The organism is Odoribacter laneus YIT 12061 (genome assembly GCF_000243215.1).
In the GTDB taxonomy this organism is placed as follows: domain Bacteria; phylum Bacteroidota; class Bacteroidia; order Bacteroidales; family Marinifilaceae; genus Culturomica; species Culturomica lanea.
Map to the genome: position 1 here is coordinate 2380907 of NZ_JH594596.1, position 17202 is coordinate 2398108.

Below are 17202 nucleotides of genomic sequence, written 5' to 3' on the forward strand. Positions count from 1 at the left end.
CACCTCTGAAAGGAAGAGGAGATTTTTCTTTTTCCAGGAAAACCTGATAAATTTACAATTTCCTCCTTTATAAAAAAATACAAGACCTTAGCATAAACGTAGTAAACTAACCTTTCTCCCTCGGCAATTACCTCTCAATCACCTGTCCGATTATCGGAACAATCAGGTTGAACGAATCTTTTTTGGCGGCTTCCAGTTCATTCTTTAAAGGTTCATCCCAAGGGTGTTTGGCCAGTGCATACTTAGAATGATGGACGGTTACGATCTGTTTGGCTTTTAAGTCTTTGGCAATCTGTCCCAAATATTGAGGCAGCGTATGGATATACCGCCAGTTTTCGTTGTATTGTCCGTTTTCCAGAATTGCCAGGTCGATATTCGGAAATTGCTCGCCAATCTCTGCAAAATGTGTATCGTAACCGCTATCTCCTCCCATATAAACCGTTTTCGAAGGTGTTTCAATTAAAAAAGACGCCCATAATGTCCGATTGGAAGTCAAGCCGCGACCGGAAAAATGACGGGCGGGCAAAGCATGTATGATAAATCCTTCATCCAGTAAAGCCGTCTCCTTCCAGTCCAGTTCCACCATATTTTCCTTATCAAAACCCCAGTATTCAAAATGCTCACCTACTCCCAACGGGCAAATTATTTTACGGATACGATCCCTTAATCGTGTCACGGTGCGGTAGTCCAAATGATCCCAATGATCGTGGGTAATAACAAGGTAGTCTATATCCGGCATGTCCTCGGGCGTATAAATATTGGTTCCTTTGAAGGGCTTATTGATAAACGAAACGGGCGAAGCTATACAAAAAACCGGGTCTACCAATATTCGCTTCCCCGACAATTGGAGCAGATAAGAAGAATGTCCGAACCAGACCATCAGCTCTCTATCCCTCAACAATCTCCTCAAATCAGTTTTGATTGCCGGAACGGGTTCGTCCGGGACAAGCCCATCCGGTTTGGAAAACAGAAATTCCCACATCGTTTGTAATCGTCCCTTACCCGAAGTCATCAATTCCGTCGGATGTACATTTCTAAATTCCCCGTCCCGGTATTGAGGCGAACGCTTTATCCTTTCCAACCGCTCCCCTTGCGGCAAACGCCCGAAACTCGGCTGGCGCATAAAAGCAAATCCGGCCATTCCCACAATCATCACTATTCCTGCCACTATTCCAATCATCATACGCCATCGAATTTTTGTTATAAACTTCATCGCCTGGTCTTTTTACCCATTCTCTACCAGCAAATATCCCCTGCTTTCAGCCTGCAACAGATTATTCCCGGTAATTTATTTTCTATCTTCTTCAAAAAATCATCTTTATTTAAAATACAAAATTACGCTGTTTTCTTTCAGGTCCGATACATAAATTACAGATATTCTTACCATTTTTACAGACAACACCTATAAATCCATGAATTGCCCGATAACAGCGGCCGGAAGGGAGAAAGTTTGCGGGCCACGAGGATAGCAGGCCGGCACAAAAACAGAGCAGAACCGAAAGTGGTATACCAACCAGTACGTGAAACTTAGCAAAACAGGAATTTTCTTTCTCTATTCCGACCGAATAGAAAATCGTCCCCTAAACCCACACAAATGTCCTTCCCTCACTATACATACAGAGGGCCACACAATTAAAAAAAACGTATGTAGTCTGACCTCAGAGCATACATACGCTTTTTCTTTTTTATCCTTTTGAGACTTGTTTTTTCAGGTTACGAAAAATGGGTCTCAACTTTCCATTTATTCTTCGTATCTTATTATCGTTTGTTCCCGGTCGGCTCCTACAGACACAATCTTCACCGGCACTCCCGTTTGTTCTTCGATAAAGCTGACATACGCATTAAATTCTTCCGGAAATTCATCCTCGGAAGTCATCTGTGTCATATCCGTTTTCCAGCCGGCAAATTCTTCGTAAACGGGTTCTATTCCTTCATTAATTTCATAAGGGAATTCCGCTGTAATCTCTCCATTCACCTTATAGGCAACACAGGCTTTTATCGTATCGAAAGAATCCAGCACATCGCTCTTCATCATGATCAATTGGGTAACACCATTAATCATAACGGCATATTTTAAAGCCACCAAATCCAACCATCCACAACGCCGCGCTCTACCGGTTACCGACCCAAATTCATGCCCCAGAGTCGACATAGCCTTTCCGACTTCGTCAAACAATTCCGTCGGGAAGGGTCCGCTTCCAACCCGGGTACAATAAGCCTTAAAAATACCGTATACTTCCCCGATTCGCCGAGGCGCAACCCCCAAACCTGTACAAGCACCCGCACAAATCGTATTAGAAGAAGTTACGAACGGATAAGAACCAAAATCGATATCCAACATCGTTCCCTGAGCCCCCTCTGCCAACACCGTTTTTCCTTCCTTCAGAAGATTATTGATTACATGCTCGCTATCAATTAAAGCAAATTGTTTCAAATAGTCGACAGCTTCAAACCATTCTTTTTCCAGTTTTGTTATGTCGTATTGGTAATTCAGGGCCCGCAATATCGTCTCGTGTTTCGCTTTTGCCTTTGCATATTTTTCAGGAAAATTATTCAGGATATCGCCCACTCTCACCCCATTACGACTTACCTTATCCGTATAAGCCGGTCCTATTCCTTTCCCTGTCGTTCCAATTTTTGCATCTCCCTTCGCAGCTTCATAAGCAGCATCTAACATACGATGTGTGGGTAAAATGAGATGTGCCTTTTTAGAAATACACAATTGTTTCCGTATATCATGTCCGCTTGCAGCTAAACCCTCTGCTTCCTGTTTAAATAACAAAGGATCCAACACGACACCATTTCCGATAATATTCATTTTCCCTCCCTGAAATATCCCGGAAGGAATAGAACGCAGAATATATTTTTCTCCGGCAAACTCCAACGTGTGACCGGCATTCGGACCTCCCTGAAAACGGGTTACCAAATCATACTTCGGCGTTAGGACATCTACTACTTTTCCTTTCCCTTCATCTCCCCATTGTAATCCAAGTAACACATCTACTTTCATTGTACTCTTTTTGTTAAAACGACTTCCGGTTATTATACAATAACTCAAAAATCCAATTATTGATTATTACTATATGCTCTACCTCCCTAAAAGACATTCCGGATGTCCTCTTTCACCTTACTCCACAAAAAACTGTTTTTTCGGGAAACACTCCGAAAAAACACAAACGTACAAAGTTAATCTTTTTAAAAGAATTCCTATCTTTTCCGATCTATTTTAACAAGAATAAATTCTGCCGGATTCCTCTTTTCCCTGTACCATCGCCGATCTGTTTCGAAAAGTTATTTTTTACCGGCCTGGCAAGATTTACATATACCGTACACATACATTAAACGATGATGCACCGAAAAGTTTCGCTTCTCGGCAATATATTCGGTAATTTCATCCAGCCTATTATCTGAAAATTCTTCTACTTTTCCGCATTTCAGGCAAATCAGGTGTTCATGCCGGTCATTATTATAGGCCCTCTCAAACTGAGCTGTATTATTTTTAAATTGATGTTTGATCACCAAATTACAATCCAGCAATAACTCGATCGTATTATAAATGGTCGCCCGACTCACCCGATAATTCTTTTTATTCATCGCTACAAAAATAGCTTCGACATCAAAATGTTCGGGACGGGAATAAATTTCCTCCAATATGGCATAGCGTTCCGGAGTCTTCCGGCAACCTTTCTTTTGCAAGTAAGCCGTAAAAATTTCCTTTACCACATCTTTCATTTCTCCCTGTATTAAGTTGCAACTGACATCAATTTTCTACATTCTCCACCCGAGATACTTTTTCTACGCCTTTTAAAGAAGAAATCTTCGAAATCAAGCGATTCAAATCGGCCGTATTGTGTACATAGACATGAATCATTCCTTCAAAAATCCCATCTTTTGTCTCAAAATGTATCATCCGCATATTCACCCCGTTTTCTTTGGATATAACGGCCGTAATATCACTTACGACGCCCACTCGGTCGATACCGGAAAACTGCATGATCGCAGGGAAAGACATTACTTTATGAGTTACCCATTTCACAGGAACAATTTTGTCCCCATAACTGGACATCAACCGTATAGCCTCGGGGCATTTACGTTTATGAACCGTCACTTTCCCTCCTATACTCATCCCGACAACATCATCTCCCGGAATAGGGCTACAACAAGGGGCGATGACGATATCGGTATTTTCATCACTGACTTCCTCCTCCCGATTATCTTTATTTTTCCGATCCTCGCTATCTCTATCACTCCAGAGGAATTGCAGCTTCCAATACTTCATAAATCTATTTTCAGCTTTCTTTTTCAATTCCTTTACAATTTGTTCGCGCGTCACAACATTTCTCGCAATTTCCGCATATAAATCTTCTTTGCTCTTCAGTTTTAATTGCGCCAATATCTTCTTCAAAGGCTCGGAAGTAGAAGGTAATTTCAATTCTTTGACAATTCCTTCAAAAATGATAATACCCCGCCGGATCTGATCTTTGCGTTCCTTTTTAAAGGCAGCGTCAATATGGGACTTCGCTTTTGCCGTAACGACAAAATCCAGCCACTCTTTCTGCGGCTTCTGTCTGTCGCTGGTCAATACTTCTACCTGATCTCCGCTCTGAAGCACATAACTCATCGGGACTAATTTATGATTGACCTTCGCTCCTATACAAGTGTTCCCGATTTCAGTATGTATGTCATAGGCAAAATCCAAGGCTGTGGCCCCTTTTGGTAAAGTTTTCATATGCCCTTTGGGAGTAAATACCCGGATTTCCTTAGCAAAAAGATTCAGCTTAAATTCATCCAGGAATTCCAATGCATCAGAATCAGACTGTTCCAGCATCTCCTTGATACCGGCCAACCATTTATCCAGTTCGGAATTGCCTTCTCCTCCTTCACTTTTATACTTCCAATGGGCGGCTAATCCTTTCTCGGCAATTTCATCCATTCGCTGGGAACGGATCTGCACCTCTATCCATTGTCCGGAAGGCCCCATTACAGTTACATGCAAAGCCTCATATCCATTTGCCTTAGGCGTACTTACCCAGTCCCTGATACGCTCAGGTTTAGGCCGGTATAAATCGGTGATCAAAGAATAAATATTCCAACATTGCCATTTCTCCGGTTGTTCCACTTTGGGCTTAAATACAATCCGTACCGCCAACAAATCATAAATTTCATCAAAGCTGATATTCCGTTTCTGCATTTTCAACCACACCGAATATACACTTTTCGTACGGGCCGTTATGGTATATTCATACCCGTTTTTATCCAGCTTTCCCCGAATCGGTTCGATAAATTTCTCAAACAAACCGGAATATTCCCTGTGATAAGCTTCTATTTTTTTAGCGATCACTTCATATTCCTCCGGATGTTCGTACTTTAAGCTTAGGTCTTCCAATTCCGTCTTGATCGCATGAAGTCCCATCCGATGAGCCAAAGGCGCATAAATATATAAAGTTTCACTGGCAATCTTAACCTGTTTATGCTCAGGCATAGAAGATAAAGTCCGCATATTATGTAGACGATCGGCAATTTTGATCAAAATCACCCGGACATCATCTGCCAACGTCAGTATCATTTTCCGGAAGCTCTCGGCCTGCTTACTCGTATCGGAGCCCATCACCTCCCGAATCTTTGTCAGGCCGTCTACCAAAGAAGCGATTTTCGGCCCGAACAAACTTGCAATATCCTCCACAGTATAATCGGTATCCTCTACGACATCATGCAATAAAGCCGCTACAACAGATTTTGTCTTTAAACCGATTTCCTTAGCCGTAATCTTAGCCACAGCTATCGGGTGCAAAATATAAGGTTCTCCCGATCGTCTTTTCATCCCTTTATGGGCTTCATTGGCAAAATCAAAGGCTTTCTTTATCAACTGTTTACTTTCCTTTGTTGTTCCCGGCCATAACGAGGCGAGCAAATCGTCAAAAGCATTTTTTATTAATTCCTGGTCTGTCATCATCTCCTCTTTTACTACGAATAAAAGCCATATATTTCCCTTTCTCTCCTTTTTCCCACCGATACTCGCCTGTCGGAAATTTATTTACCTCTTCTCCGAATCGCCGGCAAGTTATTTCAAAGATATAAATTCTCGTAAATATATACGATTACAAATCATAAATTCTGAAAAAGATATTAAAAATTAGGTTATTTTCTTCTTTCCGGTTTTCCTTGTGTTTCCCAAATCACAACTCTATTTGTTCTGCAGCTAAATTTTCACCCATAAACATCCCGGCCATACGGTCGAACAAGCCTGTTTTTTCGGTAGTCAAATAGTGTATATCTCCCTTCTTTTCAATCCGTTTTTCCATCTCAGGATGCCGGAATAAATAATCTTTCAAACGGTCTGCCACAATATGCCCCTGCTCGATCAAGGTCACCCCTTCGGGCATATTCCGGGCAATCAGCTCCCTCAATAAGGGATAATGCGTACATCCCAGGATGACTGTATCGATCTCCGGATCGCTCTTAAATAATTCGTCCGCATATTTTTTTACAAAATAGGCTGTCCCTTCTCCCGCCAACTCATTGTTTTCCACTAAAGGTACCCACATCGGGCAAGCCACCTGAGTAATATGAAAATATCCCCGACCGTACAATTTTTCTATTTCCAAAGGATAAGATTCAGAAGCGACCGTTCCTTTGGTGGCCATGATCCCGACATGCCTGTTGCGGGTATAGTCCGCCAAAGCCTCCACACTGGGACGGATGACTCCCAACACTCTCCGGCTGTTGTCTAAACGAGGTAGATCGATCTGCTGAATTGTCCGCAAAGCTTTTGCGGATGCCGTATTACAAGCCAACACCACCAAGGGACATCCCAGTTCAAAAAGCTTCTTTACAGCTTGTTCCGTATACCGATAAACGACGTCAAAGGACCTGGTTCCATAAGGAGTTCGCGCATTATCACCCAAATATACATAATTGTATTGAGGTAGTACACTCCTTATTTCTTTCAATATCGTCAGTCCGCCATAGCCGGAGTCAAATATGCCAATAGGTCCTTTTGTCTTTTCCATATTCCTCAAAAGTTTTAGCTCAAAAATACAGATGAATTTGCACAAACCGAAAATTTTTGCATAAAAATAGCCGCCTTATTAGGCGGCTTATCTTATTTTTCGACTGACTTACTGGATTCCCAATTTCTTTTTTACCAAAGGTAAAATATCTTCAGAGGTTTCTGAAGCATACAAAATAGCTCCTGAATTCATATCAAAAATATAAGTAAAGCTATTCTCTTTTGCCACATCTTGAATGGCTTTATGCGCTTTATCCATAATGGGCTGTAAAAGTTCATCCTGAGCTTTCTTGAATTCATTCATGGCAATTTCCTCGAATTTTTGAATCCGTTGTCCCAACTCCTCAATTTCCTGTTGTTTGGATGTCTTGATAATATCGGAATAGGTAGCTTCATTTTTCTGATAATCTGTAACCAGATTCTGCCATTGGGTTCTCAGGTTTTGACTTTCCTTTTGAATATCATCCTGTTTTGTTTCCAGCTGTTTTTGTGCGGCAGCCATTTCCGGCATAGCGGCGATCAGTTTGCTACTTTCAATATGTCCTAATTTTACTGGTTTCTGCTGGGCAGATGCTCCGAGTGCGGCCATCGTAAATACCGCTAATAACAACCATTTCATTTTATTTCTCATTCTATTCGTTTTTATTTTATCTATTTAAAATCCTTCCCAAAACTCTTCCGTTATTCAGTACAAAAATAATAAAATAATTAAGCATTTCAATTGTCTTGCGAAATTTGAAGTCTGAAAAATAGCCATAAATCTCTAACAAAACCAAAGTGGTCTCCGTTTGCTCAGCTGGTGCTCCATTTTTAAAATTCCTGTCCCAATACAAAATGTATTTGTGAGCCAGATGCACCCGGACGTCCCGGAACATCATCGAAGCCATATCCCCAGTCTATACCCAACATACCGAACATCGGCAAGAATACCCTGACACCCACTCCGGCAGAACGATAAAGATTAAAAGGCTCAAATTCTTTCAACTCATACCAGGAGTTACCGGCTTCTAAGAAACACAATGCATAAATAGTAGCCGACTGGGATAAAGTAATCGGATAACGAACTTCCAGCGTCCATTTGGAATACAAACTAGCGTCGGCAGCATCCGGTGCAATAAAATTCGAACCTGCATTCGTTAAGGATCCGTTTTCATATCCTCTCAAACCGATATATTCACGTCCATATAAACTGTATCCGGACATTCCGTCTCCCCCCATTTCAAATCCTTCAAAAGGAGAACGCTTATATTTGTTGTAATATCCCAGGAAACCGTATTGCACTCCTGCATATAGAACCAGTTTTTCGTTCCGGTCCAAAGGCATAAACATTTTGCCGCTGAATTTCCACTTGTGATATTCTATCCATCTATATCTTTCTTTTTGAGTCAACGTATTACCCTTATAATTGTTTCCATCAAACCAAGAATAAGGAAGAGTAAACGTCAATCCCAACAAGAAATCACTACCTTTACGGGTATAAAGCGGATTATCGATAGAACTACGTCTCAATTGGAAAGCGAAGGAAAGATTATTGGAATTCCCGTTACTAAATATATAGTAAGGCCAGTTTCTCAACCGATACCGCTGATAAGATACTTCCGTATACATGGTAAAGAAGTCATCCGGCCAAGTCACCCTTCTTCCTAAACCGACACTAAATCCGAAAGTAGTCATCAACTGATTGTCATCGTATAAATCCTTGGAACTATTCACATAATAAGAATGATTATAATAATTCGAAGAATAACCGGTCTGACGGGAATAATAAGCAGATACACTCAACGAATTCGGTTTCTTACCTCCTAACCAAGGTTCCCGGAAAGAAGCACTGACTGAAGTATAGTATTTACCGTTTGTCTGATACTTCAAACTCAACGTCTGTCCGTCTCCCTGAGGCAATGGCCGGTAAGAATCCCAATTGAAAATATTCCGGATAGAAAAATTCGTAAACGTTAAACCGACAGAACCGATAATCATACCAGCCCCCCAACCTCCGGAAAGTTCTACCCGATCGTTTGCTTTCTCTACCACACTGAAGATGACGTCAGCCGTTCCGGATTCCGGATCCGGTTTCACGTCCGGCTTAATTTGCTCCGGATCGAAATGTCCCAGGTTTGCCAACTCCCGCATACTACGCATCACATCTTCCCGGCTGAATAATTCTCCTGGATATACGTACAATTCCCGTCTGGCAACATGTTCATGCGTACGATCATTTCCTTTGATAATAACCCGGTTGATCGTCGCCTGAGGCCCTTCGAAAATACGGATTTCTACATTTATAGAGTCTTTGCCCACCACTGTTTCTACAGGCATAGCCCGGAAAAACAGGTAACCGTTATTTACATACAACTTATCGACAGCCGTATTTTCATCGTCTTTCAGACGTTCATTAAAATATTTCTTATTGTATACATCCCCTTTCTGTATATTCAAAATACGGGATAAACGCTCGGAATCATACACCGTATTTCCCACCCAGGAAATATTATTATAGTAATACCGTTGGCCTTCATTTACATCAATGTATATTTTCACCCGTTTGGGAGAAACCTGTACGACACTATCCGAAACGATAAGAGCGTCCCGATACCCTTTTTCATTGTATTTATCCAACAAATTGTATTTATCATCTTCGTAACTATCCTGAATATATTTCGAAGATTTGAAAAAGTTAACCAGCGATTTTTCTTTTGTTTTCTTCATAGCCCTTTTGAGCACAGAAGCTTTCACCTCTTTGTTGCCGGTTAGGATGATATCCTGAATCTTTATTTTATTATTCCGTTCGATTACAACATCCAATATGACAAAATTATCCCGTTCCGGATCATCCCGCTGTAATACTTTTACAGAAATATTATAAAATCCTTTTTCCTTAAAATATTTCTCGACAATATGCTTTAAATTAGAAATCATATTATCCGTCACCTGAGTACCCGGTAAAGGATTAATGCGTTCTTTAATCTTGTTTTCTTCCGACTTTTTTAAACCCACATAATTGATCTTCGATAACTTTTGGCGTTCCTGTAAATTCAGAATTAAATATACCTTATTGCCCACAATCTTATCGACAGCTATCGTAATATCCGAAAAAAGTCCGTTGGAATACAGACGCTTTACGGCCCTTGTCGGCACGTCTCCGGGTATTTTAATTTCAGACCCGATCACAAGACCCGCCAACTGAATTAAAGTTTCCGGGTCATAATGATCCGCAATGCCCGTCACCTCAACACCAGCCAGTTCGTAAGTCTTTGGAGAGGAATAATACACCTCTGTACCCCTCAATGTATCAGCTGACTGAGCCCATCCCTGGTAAAAACAAAAAAAGGTTACTATAAGACAAAGAATTATCCTTCTTACCATCTGTTTTCTCTCGTTACAAAATATTTACTCCTATACAAATCTAAATTTCCGAAAACTTCAACTGTTTTTCAACTGTTCTCCTATCTTTCCGAACCGTCTTTCCCTTTGCTGAAAATTACGGATTGCCAAATATAAATCATCTTTTTCAAAATCAGGCCAAAATTTATCAATAAAATAAAATTCGGTATATGCACATTGCCATAAAAGGAAATTACTCAAACGACATTCTCCACTCGTGCGGATCAGCAAATCGGGATCCGGAATATCCGCAGTAGTCAGATAAGTAGCAAAATCAGCTTCCGTCAAAACGTCCGGATCCGGAATATTTCCTTCCAGCGTAGCCCGTACTATTTTCTTTGCCGCTTCCAAAATCTCCCAACGGGCACCATAACTCAAAGCCAGTACCAACTTAAGCCCTTTGTTAGCGGCTGTATTTTTGATCAATTCTTCTAGCTTCAATTGTACAGAAACAGGTAAATCCGTCATATTTCCAATCACTTTTACAACAACTCCCTGTCGAATCAAATTGTCCATCTCCCGCATAATGGCATCTACCATAAGTGACATCAGCGCATTGATCTCTTCCCGAGGACGTTTCCAGTTTTCTATTGAAAAAGTATAAAGGGTCAAATATTCTAAACCGACCTCTCCCGCTGCCTCCACAATTTTCTTTACCGTATCCACTCCTTGCTGATGTCCATAGATACGATTCAGACCTTTTGCTTTTGCCCAGCGTCCGTTACCATCCATGATAATAGCGACATGCCGCGGCAAATTTTCTTTTTCTATTAATTCAAACATAGTATACAATCACAGGTCTATTACCAAGAATTTTCTATTTATTTAAATGAGCCGGAACATTCAAAAATATAAATATACAAAAGAGAACGGTCTTTGACTCGATTTTCTCCCTTACATAAGGCAGAAATTAAGAAACCAAAATCCTTTATACTTCCTTTCAAATGTCCGTTAATCAGCAAAACATCACCCCATCCCCCAAGGAACATCCCTCCGAAGGCCCGAGAAAAGATATTCAAACAACCAAACATTTTTACATTCGGATTTTCTGAACCTCTGAACTTCTCCTATGTTCCTCCCCTGTCTACTCCTAAAAATCGTTCAAAGATAGTAACAATCACAAGAAAAGCGAAAAGTGAAAAGTGAAAAAACGGGTAATAAATACAAAGAATGTATAATATTATTTATTTAAATGTCTCTTTATAGTTAAGGTTTTTCCATCCCTGTATACCCCGGAATTATTTCAATTTATTTTCGCCACCGTTCCGATTGCGAAAATCCTCTCCCCAACCCAGTTTATTTCGCAAAGTTCCGTAGTAATTATGCCCCGGTAAATTGACAACCCGAATTTTAAATTCCCCGTTTTTTATTTCAATTTCGCAATCATCTTTCATTTTTTCTATCCGGGAATCCAAACTCAGCATAAAATCCCCTGTCCGGCCCTCCACTTTCAAACGAATGAGGACATCATCCGGAACCAATAAAGTACGCATCGTCAAATTATGAGGACATACGGGGGTCAGAATAATATTTTTACATTCCGGATGCACAATAGGCCCTCCTCCGCTCAAAGAATAGCCTGTGGATCCTGTCGGACTGGCAACAATTAAACCATCGGCCCAATAAGTAGTCAGATATATGTCTCCGATATAGGCATGTATTTTTAACATAGAAGAAGTATCCGTTTTATGTACGCTTACTTCATTCAATCCATAATTAAACCCGGGGAATTCCCCGCCTTTTACATTCAGACACAACAGATTTCTTTCCTCGGTCGTATATTTCCCTTCGTCTATATAAGCTACGGCCGCATCTATTTCTTCCACAGAAATATTCGCTAAAAATCCCAAATGTCCTGTGTTCATTCCTAAAACCGGAATTCCACTGTCCTTCACATATAATACCGCATCTAAAAATGTTCCGTCTCCCCCGATACTCAACAGCATTTCCGCCCCTGTTGCCAACAAATTATCCCGATTATAAACTCCCCGGAACAAGTCTTTGCAATCAAAACGTTCCCCCAGTATTTTCTTGAAATTATCTTCACAATCCAATACGATATTCCGCTCCTTTAATTGGCACAACATTCTTCTCAAATAAGGGAAGAATCCTTCACTTACATTTTTTCCGTATACAGCAACAATTCTCGGCCCCATTTTTCAAAAATTATTGTTTTTCTTCGGTCGTTTTTTTCTCGCCTTAACTTTCTCAGCAGGAACAGGAAAACAACTTTCAGTATTGCGGATAACGCCCTGAATGCGTAAAGCCAATTCCCGGCATTCTTCCTCTAATTTATCCGATACGGAATTAGGAAGGTACCGATAATACCGGGCCGTACGTAACATATGCCGGATTTCATTACAAGCTGACTCTGCCGCTGAAAGAAAAGCACAATATTGTGGCTGAGAAGTGGCATGTCCGGATTCCGTCAAATTTCCCAATATAGCTAAAACGATACGACGGAAATGACGATTGAAACTATAACTTCCGGCATCCGAAATCTGTCTGTAAATTTCTTCCACCAGATTTTCGGCATCCTGCCACATCTGCATTTCACCGATATTCAATTTCCTGTTCATATTCTTTCTGCATTTGTATTATTCGGGAAAGACCGGAATATCCTCTTAAAAGAGGGACTAAAGATACAACTTTTTACGAAGAAAAGAGGAGTATCTGCCGATAATTATAGAGAACCGTTTCCAAAGTTTTTTCGTAACAAAAAGAGGAAATGTAGACCGGACGACTGATTCTGTTTCCTTATCTTTCCTACAATTGGAGTTTTCCATTCAAAAAGTTAAAATGTAAGATGTATATTTCTCAATTTTATCCTACATTTGTGATGTAAATTTTAAACATTAAAAACATGTTGCCTAAATTTCTTATTGCAGACAATTCACAGGAAGCCATTGATTTGGTATATGTTGTCCACACAGAAACGCCACGCTGCATTATTCAATGTGACCTCGATGGTTTTTACAGCAATCAGCGTATCTATTGGATTGACGAAGAACCGCTTTCTCAGGATGATATCGACACCTTACTGGAAGAAGCGGAAGAATTTTATGAAAAAGAACTGGATAACCAAGAAGACATTTACGATGAAGAAGAATAGAATTTGCTAATATGTCGGTAAAACCGTATTCCTCCCCTTTTTATGAAGGAACACATTCATTTATCTGCACATTAATAAAGTAAAAAGATGTATACAAAAGAAGACTTAAAAGAATTTAAACGCCGTAAAATAAAACCAGAACAAATTGATAAGCAAATCGAAAATTTCAAAAAAGGATTTGAATTTGTCAATTTAGTAGAACCAGCCACTTTAAACAACGGAATAAAATCGGTTCCCACTGAAGAGGAAAATTACCTGATCGATCTCTATGAAAAAGGAAGCCAGAAAGCCGATGTGATAAAAATGGTCCCGGCTTCCGGATCCGCGACCCGTATGTTTAAAAAGCTTTTCACGTTCATGGAAACCTATAAAGGTGAAGCGGAAGAATTCCTGAAATTTGTTCAGGATAAGAGTCCCGACAGTATGCATGAATTTTTCTTACACCTCAATGAATTTCCCTTCTACACCCACTTGAAAAATGTCATGTGGAACGATGAACAGGATTTACAAAAAATGCTCGACAAGAGAATGTTTACCGACATTCTAGCTTATATCCTCACGGAAAAAGGTTTAAATTACGGGGATACCCCTAAAGGATTGGTGGATTTTCACGTATACCGGGATTTTGTCAGGACTCCCTTCGACGAACATCTGGTAGAAGCTGCCCTCTATTGCAAAAAAGGCCGGGAAGCCCATTTGCATTTCACTGTCTCAGAAGAATACGTACCTCGTTTTAAAGATCGTCTGGCAAAAGTAAGTAAGGTCTTTGAAAAAATGTTCAATGTAAAATACAAAGTTACCTTCTCTATTCAAAAACCGTCTACCGACACAGTAAGTATAGACGAAAACGGAGAACTCATCCGGGATGAGGCAGGGAAAATCCTCTTCAGACCAGGAGGGCACGGTGCATTAATCCACAACGTCAACGACATTAAAGCAGATATCATTTTTATCAAGAATATCGACAATGTTTCGCCGGACCGGAGTAAGGCTGATACCGTCAAATACAAAAAACTGTTAGCCGGTACTTTGTTTGAGATCCAAAGTAAAGTTTTCGAACACTTGGATTTACTCGATAAAAGAGGGGTAACAGAAGCTCAATTGGACGAAACAGAAGCTTTTATTGAAGCGAATCTCGGTTATAAAAAAGCGGAGGGACTTCAATTTAAAGATAAGAAAGGACGTGTAAAATATTTACGAAACATTTTGGACCGTCCGATTCGGGTATGCGGCATGGTAAAAAATGAAGGAGAACCAGGGGGAGGACCTTTCTGGGTAAAAACGGCCGACGGCAGCTGCCACCTTATGATCATCGAATCAGCTCAGATAAATCTGAAAGACAAAGAGCAAAAGAAAATTTTTGAACGCTCCACTCATTTTAATCCGGTAGATTTGGTCTGCGGAACTAAGAATTATAAAGGGAAACGATTTGATTTGACAAATTTTGTCGATCCCAGCCAAGGCTTTATTACCACCAAATCCTATAAAGGCAAAGATATCCGGGTACAGGAATTACCCGGCTTATGGAACGGAGCCATGGCAGAATGGATTACGGTGTTTGTGGAAGTTCCTTTGAGCACATTTACCCCGGTGAAAACGGTATTCGACTTGAGAAGGACCGAACACCGGAATGTTTTTTCGAAATAGAAGACTGTCTATAAAGTTACTTTTTTCCGTTTTCTCTTCGAGAAGGGGACTCAAAGGCCCCCAAAGAAAGCCTGTCAGAAAAGTATCTTCATAACAAAAGCAAAAAATACTGTATTTTCAGCAGAAATAATACCCGATTTATATGAAAAAAAACGAGAATTATCTTTTATTGATTTTAAAAGGGTGCGCTATGGGCGCTGCAGATGTTGTTCCGGGCGTATCAGGAGGGACAATCGCTTTCATCACCGGTATTTATGAGAAATTGATCAATTCGATTAAAAGCATCGACCTCGAAGCAATCCGATTACTATTTCAATTAAAAACGACATCTTTTTGGAAAAAAATAAATGGAAATTTCTTATTATCCGTTCTCTGTGGAATCGGTATTTCTATTTTTTCTTTGGCCAAGCTCATGACTTATCTCCTCACGCATCACCCTATCGAAACGTGGTCGTTTTTTTTCGGCTTAATCATTGCCTCCGCTTTTTTGGTGTCGAAAGAGATTAAAAAATGGGATATTTTCACCATCATCTCCCTTGTTGCAGGAATCTGTGCTGCCTATACGATTACAGTACTCACACCTGCTTCTACCCCTCAAAGCTGGTGGTTTATCCTGCTATCCGGAGCCATTGCCATTTGTGCAATGATTTTACCCGGAATTTCCGGAGCATTTATTTTAGTTCTGCTGGGTAAATACTATTTTATTATAGGAGCTGTAGGACGTTTGGACATCGGGATACTCGCCATTTTTGCCGTAGGAGCCCTAATTGGTATCATCAGTTTTTCTCATTTACTTTCGTGGTTACTGAAAAATTACCACAATATGACCATTGCTTTATTAACGGGCTTTATGGTAGGTTCTTTAAATAAGGTATGGCCCTGGAAAGAAACGATCGAATTTTTTAGGGACAGTCATGGCATCCAACAGGCCTTAATTGAAAAAAATGTTTCGCCGGCTACTTTTGGAACATTGCAAACCTGTAACGGGAATTTATTCTTTTCCGAGAAAATACTCTCCCAAAATCCATGCGGACCGGGAGAAATCATTTCCCAGGGAGATCCCATGCTCGGACCGGCAATTGCCTTCTGTGTTTTCGGATTTCTTCTCATTTGGGGAGTAGAAATGCTCGGGAAAAAAATGAAAGCTAAGCACGCCTGACAAGATGGTACAATACGGACTCATCGGTTATCCACTAGGACATTCTTTTTCAAAGAAGTATTTTACCGAAAAATTTGAAATAGAAAAAATACAGGCGGAATATCTAAATTTTGAAATAGAAAATCTGGATGTTTTACCGGACCTACTGGAAAAGCATCCGGATTTAAGGGGATTTAACGTGACCATTCCTCACAAACAACATATTCTCCCTTTTTTAGCAAAACAAAGTGAAGAAGCGTTGGCGATCGGGGCCGTCAATTGTGTTAAAATAGAACGACATGCCTCCAATTATCAACTAATAGGCTACAATACAGACACATATGGCTTTCGCAAAGCCCTGCTCAACTTTATCCCCCCAGGGATAAAATATAGCCTTGTACTCGGAAACGGCGGAGCTGCCAAAGCGATACGTTACACTTTACATCAATTGGGTATCACCTCCCTCACCGTAACCCGTACTCCCCGATCCGGGCAAGAAATCGGTTATACAGAAGTGGCCCCTTATTTAGCAGATCATCTTCTCCTCGTCAATACGACCCCTTTAGGTACCTGGCCGAATATAGCTGATTTTCCCCCTATCCCCTACGAATATTTAACTCCCCGGCATTATCTTTTCGATCTTGTCTATAATCCGGAAAACACAGCATTTATGAAAAGAGGAGCAGCAGCCGGAGCTCATGTTTGCAACGGATGGGGCATGCTGATCGGACAAGCAGAAGCCGGTTGGAAAATTTGGACGACCGATCTGGCCGAATAAAGAATGATTAAAATGTTTTCAGATTGGAAAATATTTTGTTATCTTCGCAAACGTTAGCATTTAAACTATGTACCAACCGTCTGAATACTATTTTGTACTGGCCTACATCATGGGAGCTCTAAAATTCCATTGGGGAT

At 40.5% G+C, this 17202-nt stretch carries 14 protein-coding genes; 4 read left to right on the forward strand and 10 right to left on the reverse strand.

Annotated features, from left to right (window positions below):
* Window positions 1-127: 127 nt before the first annotated feature.
* The 10 genes from HMPREF9449_RS09950 to HMPREF9449_RS10000 all read right to left on the reverse strand — a co-directional run bounded on the left by HMPREF9449_RS09950 (window position 128) and on the right by HMPREF9449_RS10000 (window position 12969).
* The gene (locus HMPREF9449_RS09950; RefSeq protein ID WP_009137128.1) at window positions 128-1213 is read right to left on the reverse strand and encodes an MBL fold metallo-hydrolase; all 1086 of its coding nucleotides are present in this window, start codon (window positions 1211-1213) and stop codon (window positions 128-130) included.
* Between the two features lie 528 nt (window positions 1214-1741).
* A complete protein-coding gene (locus tag HMPREF9449_RS09955; RefSeq protein ID WP_009137129.1) occupies window positions 1742-3010 on the reverse strand; it encodes an adenylosuccinate synthase in 1269 nt (422 codons plus the stop codon).
* Between the two features lie 281 nt (window positions 3011-3291).
* Window positions 3292-3732 carry a Fur family transcriptional regulator gene (locus tag HMPREF9449_RS09960; protein ID WP_009137130.1) on the reverse strand — a complete coding sequence of 147 codons (441 nt, stop codon included), beginning with the start codon at window positions 3730-3732 and terminating at the stop codon, window positions 3292-3294.
* A gap of 28 nt (window positions 3733-3760) precedes the next feature.
* A complete protein-coding gene (locus tag HMPREF9449_RS09965; RefSeq protein ID WP_009137131.1) occupies window positions 3761-5950 on the reverse strand; it encodes a RelA/SpoT family protein in 2190 nt (729 codons plus the stop codon).
* 226 nt (window positions 5951-6176) lie between these two features.
* Entirely contained in the window at window positions 6177-7010 is an 834-nt protein-coding gene (murI, locus tag HMPREF9449_RS09970; protein WP_009137132.1) for a glutamate racemase, read from the reverse strand.
* A gap of 108 nt (window positions 7011-7118) precedes the next feature.
* The gene (locus tag HMPREF9449_RS09975; protein ID WP_009137133.1) at window positions 7119-7640 is read right to left on the reverse strand and encodes an OmpH family outer membrane protein; all 522 of its coding nucleotides are present in this window, start codon (window positions 7638-7640) and stop codon (window positions 7119-7121) included.
* 179 nt (window positions 7641-7819) lie between these two features.
* A complete protein-coding gene (locus HMPREF9449_RS09980; RefSeq protein ID WP_009137134.1) occupies window positions 7820-10372 on the reverse strand; it encodes a BamA/OMP85 family outer membrane protein in 2553 nt (850 codons plus the stop codon).
* A 57-nt stretch (window positions 10373-10429) separates the two neighbouring features.
* Window positions 10430-11173 carry an isoprenyl transferase gene (locus HMPREF9449_RS09985; protein WP_009137135.1) on the reverse strand — a complete coding sequence of 248 codons (744 nt, stop codon included), beginning with the start codon at window positions 11171-11173 and terminating at the stop codon, window positions 10430-10432.
* A 455-nt stretch (window positions 11174-11628) separates the two neighbouring features.
* A complete protein-coding gene (locus HMPREF9449_RS09995) occupies window positions 11629-12546 on the reverse strand; it encodes an NAD kinase (protein ID WP_009137137.1) in 918 nt (305 codons plus the stop codon).
* A gap of 3 nt (window positions 12547-12549) precedes the next feature.
* On the reverse strand, window positions 12550-12969 hold the full coding sequence (locus HMPREF9449_RS10000) for a four helix bundle protein (protein WP_009137138.1): 420 nt from the start codon (window positions 12967-12969) through the stop codon (window positions 12550-12552).
* Between the two features lie 284 nt (window positions 12970-13253).
* Between HMPREF9449_RS10000 and HMPREF9449_RS10005 the strand changes: the two genes are divergently transcribed.
* The 4 genes from HMPREF9449_RS10005 to HMPREF9449_RS10020 all read left to right on the forward strand — a co-directional run bounded on the left by HMPREF9449_RS10005 (window position 13254) and on the right by HMPREF9449_RS10020 (window position 17065).
* Window positions 13254-13502 (forward strand): hypothetical protein, encoded by a 249-nt coding sequence (locus HMPREF9449_RS10005; protein WP_009137139.1) that lies wholly within the window; start codon window positions 13254-13256, stop codon window positions 13500-13502.
* Window positions 13503-13589: 87 nt separating this feature from the next.
* Window positions 13590-15149: a DUF4301 family protein gene (locus HMPREF9449_RS10010; protein WP_009137140.1), complete on the forward strand. Its 1560-nt coding sequence runs from the start codon at window positions 13590-13592 to the stop codon at window positions 15147-15149.
* Window positions 15150-15291: 142 nt separating this feature from the next.
* Window positions 15292-16308 (forward strand): DUF368 domain-containing protein, encoded by a 1017-nt coding sequence (locus HMPREF9449_RS10015; RefSeq protein ID WP_009137141.1) that lies wholly within the window; start codon window positions 15292-15294, stop codon window positions 16306-16308.
* 4 nt (window positions 16309-16312) lie between these two features.
* Window positions 16313-17065, forward strand: coding sequence for a shikimate dehydrogenase family protein (locus tag HMPREF9449_RS10020; protein WP_009137142.1), 753 nt, complete (start codon window positions 16313-16315; stop codon window positions 17063-17065).
* Window positions 17066-17202: the final 137 nt, after the last annotated feature.

Bases quoted from the DNA above. Each gene is read 5' to 3' on its own strand.
- HMPREF9449_RS09960 (WP_009137130.1), bottom strand. From the start codon at position 3,732: ATGAAAGATGTGGTAAAGGAAATTTTTACGGCTTACTTGCAAAAGAAA.
- HMPREF9449_RS10005 (WP_009137139.1), top strand. From the start codon at position 13,254: ATGTTGCCTAAATTTCTTATTGCAGACAATTCACAGGAAGCCATTGAT.
- HMPREF9449_RS09980 (WP_009137134.1), bottom strand. From the start codon at position 10,372: ATGGTAAGAAGGATAATTCTTTGTCTTATAGTAACCTTTTTTTGTTTT.
- HMPREF9449_RS09995 (WP_009137137.1), bottom strand. From the start codon at position 12,546: ATGGGGCCGAGAATTGTTGCTGTATACGGAAAAAATGTAAGTGAAGGA.
- HMPREF9449_RS10015 (WP_009137141.1), top strand. From the start codon at position 15,292: ATGAAAAAAAACGAGAATTATCTTTTATTGATTTTAAAAGGGTGCGCT.
- HMPREF9449_RS09975 (WP_009137133.1), bottom strand. From the start codon at position 7,640: ATGAGAAATAAAATGAAATGGTTGTTATTAGCGGTATTTACGATGGCC.
- HMPREF9449_RS09950 (WP_009137128.1), bottom strand. From the start codon at position 1,213: ATGAAGTTTATAACAAAAATTCGATGGCGTATGATGATTGGAATAGTG.
- HMPREF9449_RS10020 (WP_009137142.1), top strand. From the start codon at position 16,313: ATGGTACAATACGGACTCATCGGTTATCCACTAGGACATTCTTTTTCA.
- HMPREF9449_RS10010 (WP_009137140.1), top strand. From the start codon at position 13,590: ATGTATACAAAAGAAGACTTAAAAGAATTTAAACGCCGTAAAATAAAA.
- HMPREF9449_RS09955 (WP_009137129.1), bottom strand. From the start codon at position 3,010: ATGAAAGTAGATGTGTTACTTGGATTACAATGGGGAGATGAAGGGAAA.
- HMPREF9449_RS10000 (WP_009137138.1), bottom strand. From the start codon at position 12,969: ATGAACAGGAAATTGAATATCGGTGAAATGCAGATGTGGCAGGATGCC.
- murI (WP_009137132.1), bottom strand. From the start codon at position 7,010: ATGGAAAAGACAAAAGGACCTATTGGCATATTTGACTCCGGCTATGGC.
- HMPREF9449_RS09965 (WP_009137131.1), bottom strand. From the start codon at position 5,950: ATGACAGACCAGGAATTAATAAAAAATGCTTTTGACGATTTGCTCGCC.
- HMPREF9449_RS09985 (WP_009137135.1), bottom strand. From the start codon at position 11,173: ATGTTTGAATTAATAGAAAAAGAAAATTTGCCGCGGCATGTCGCTATT.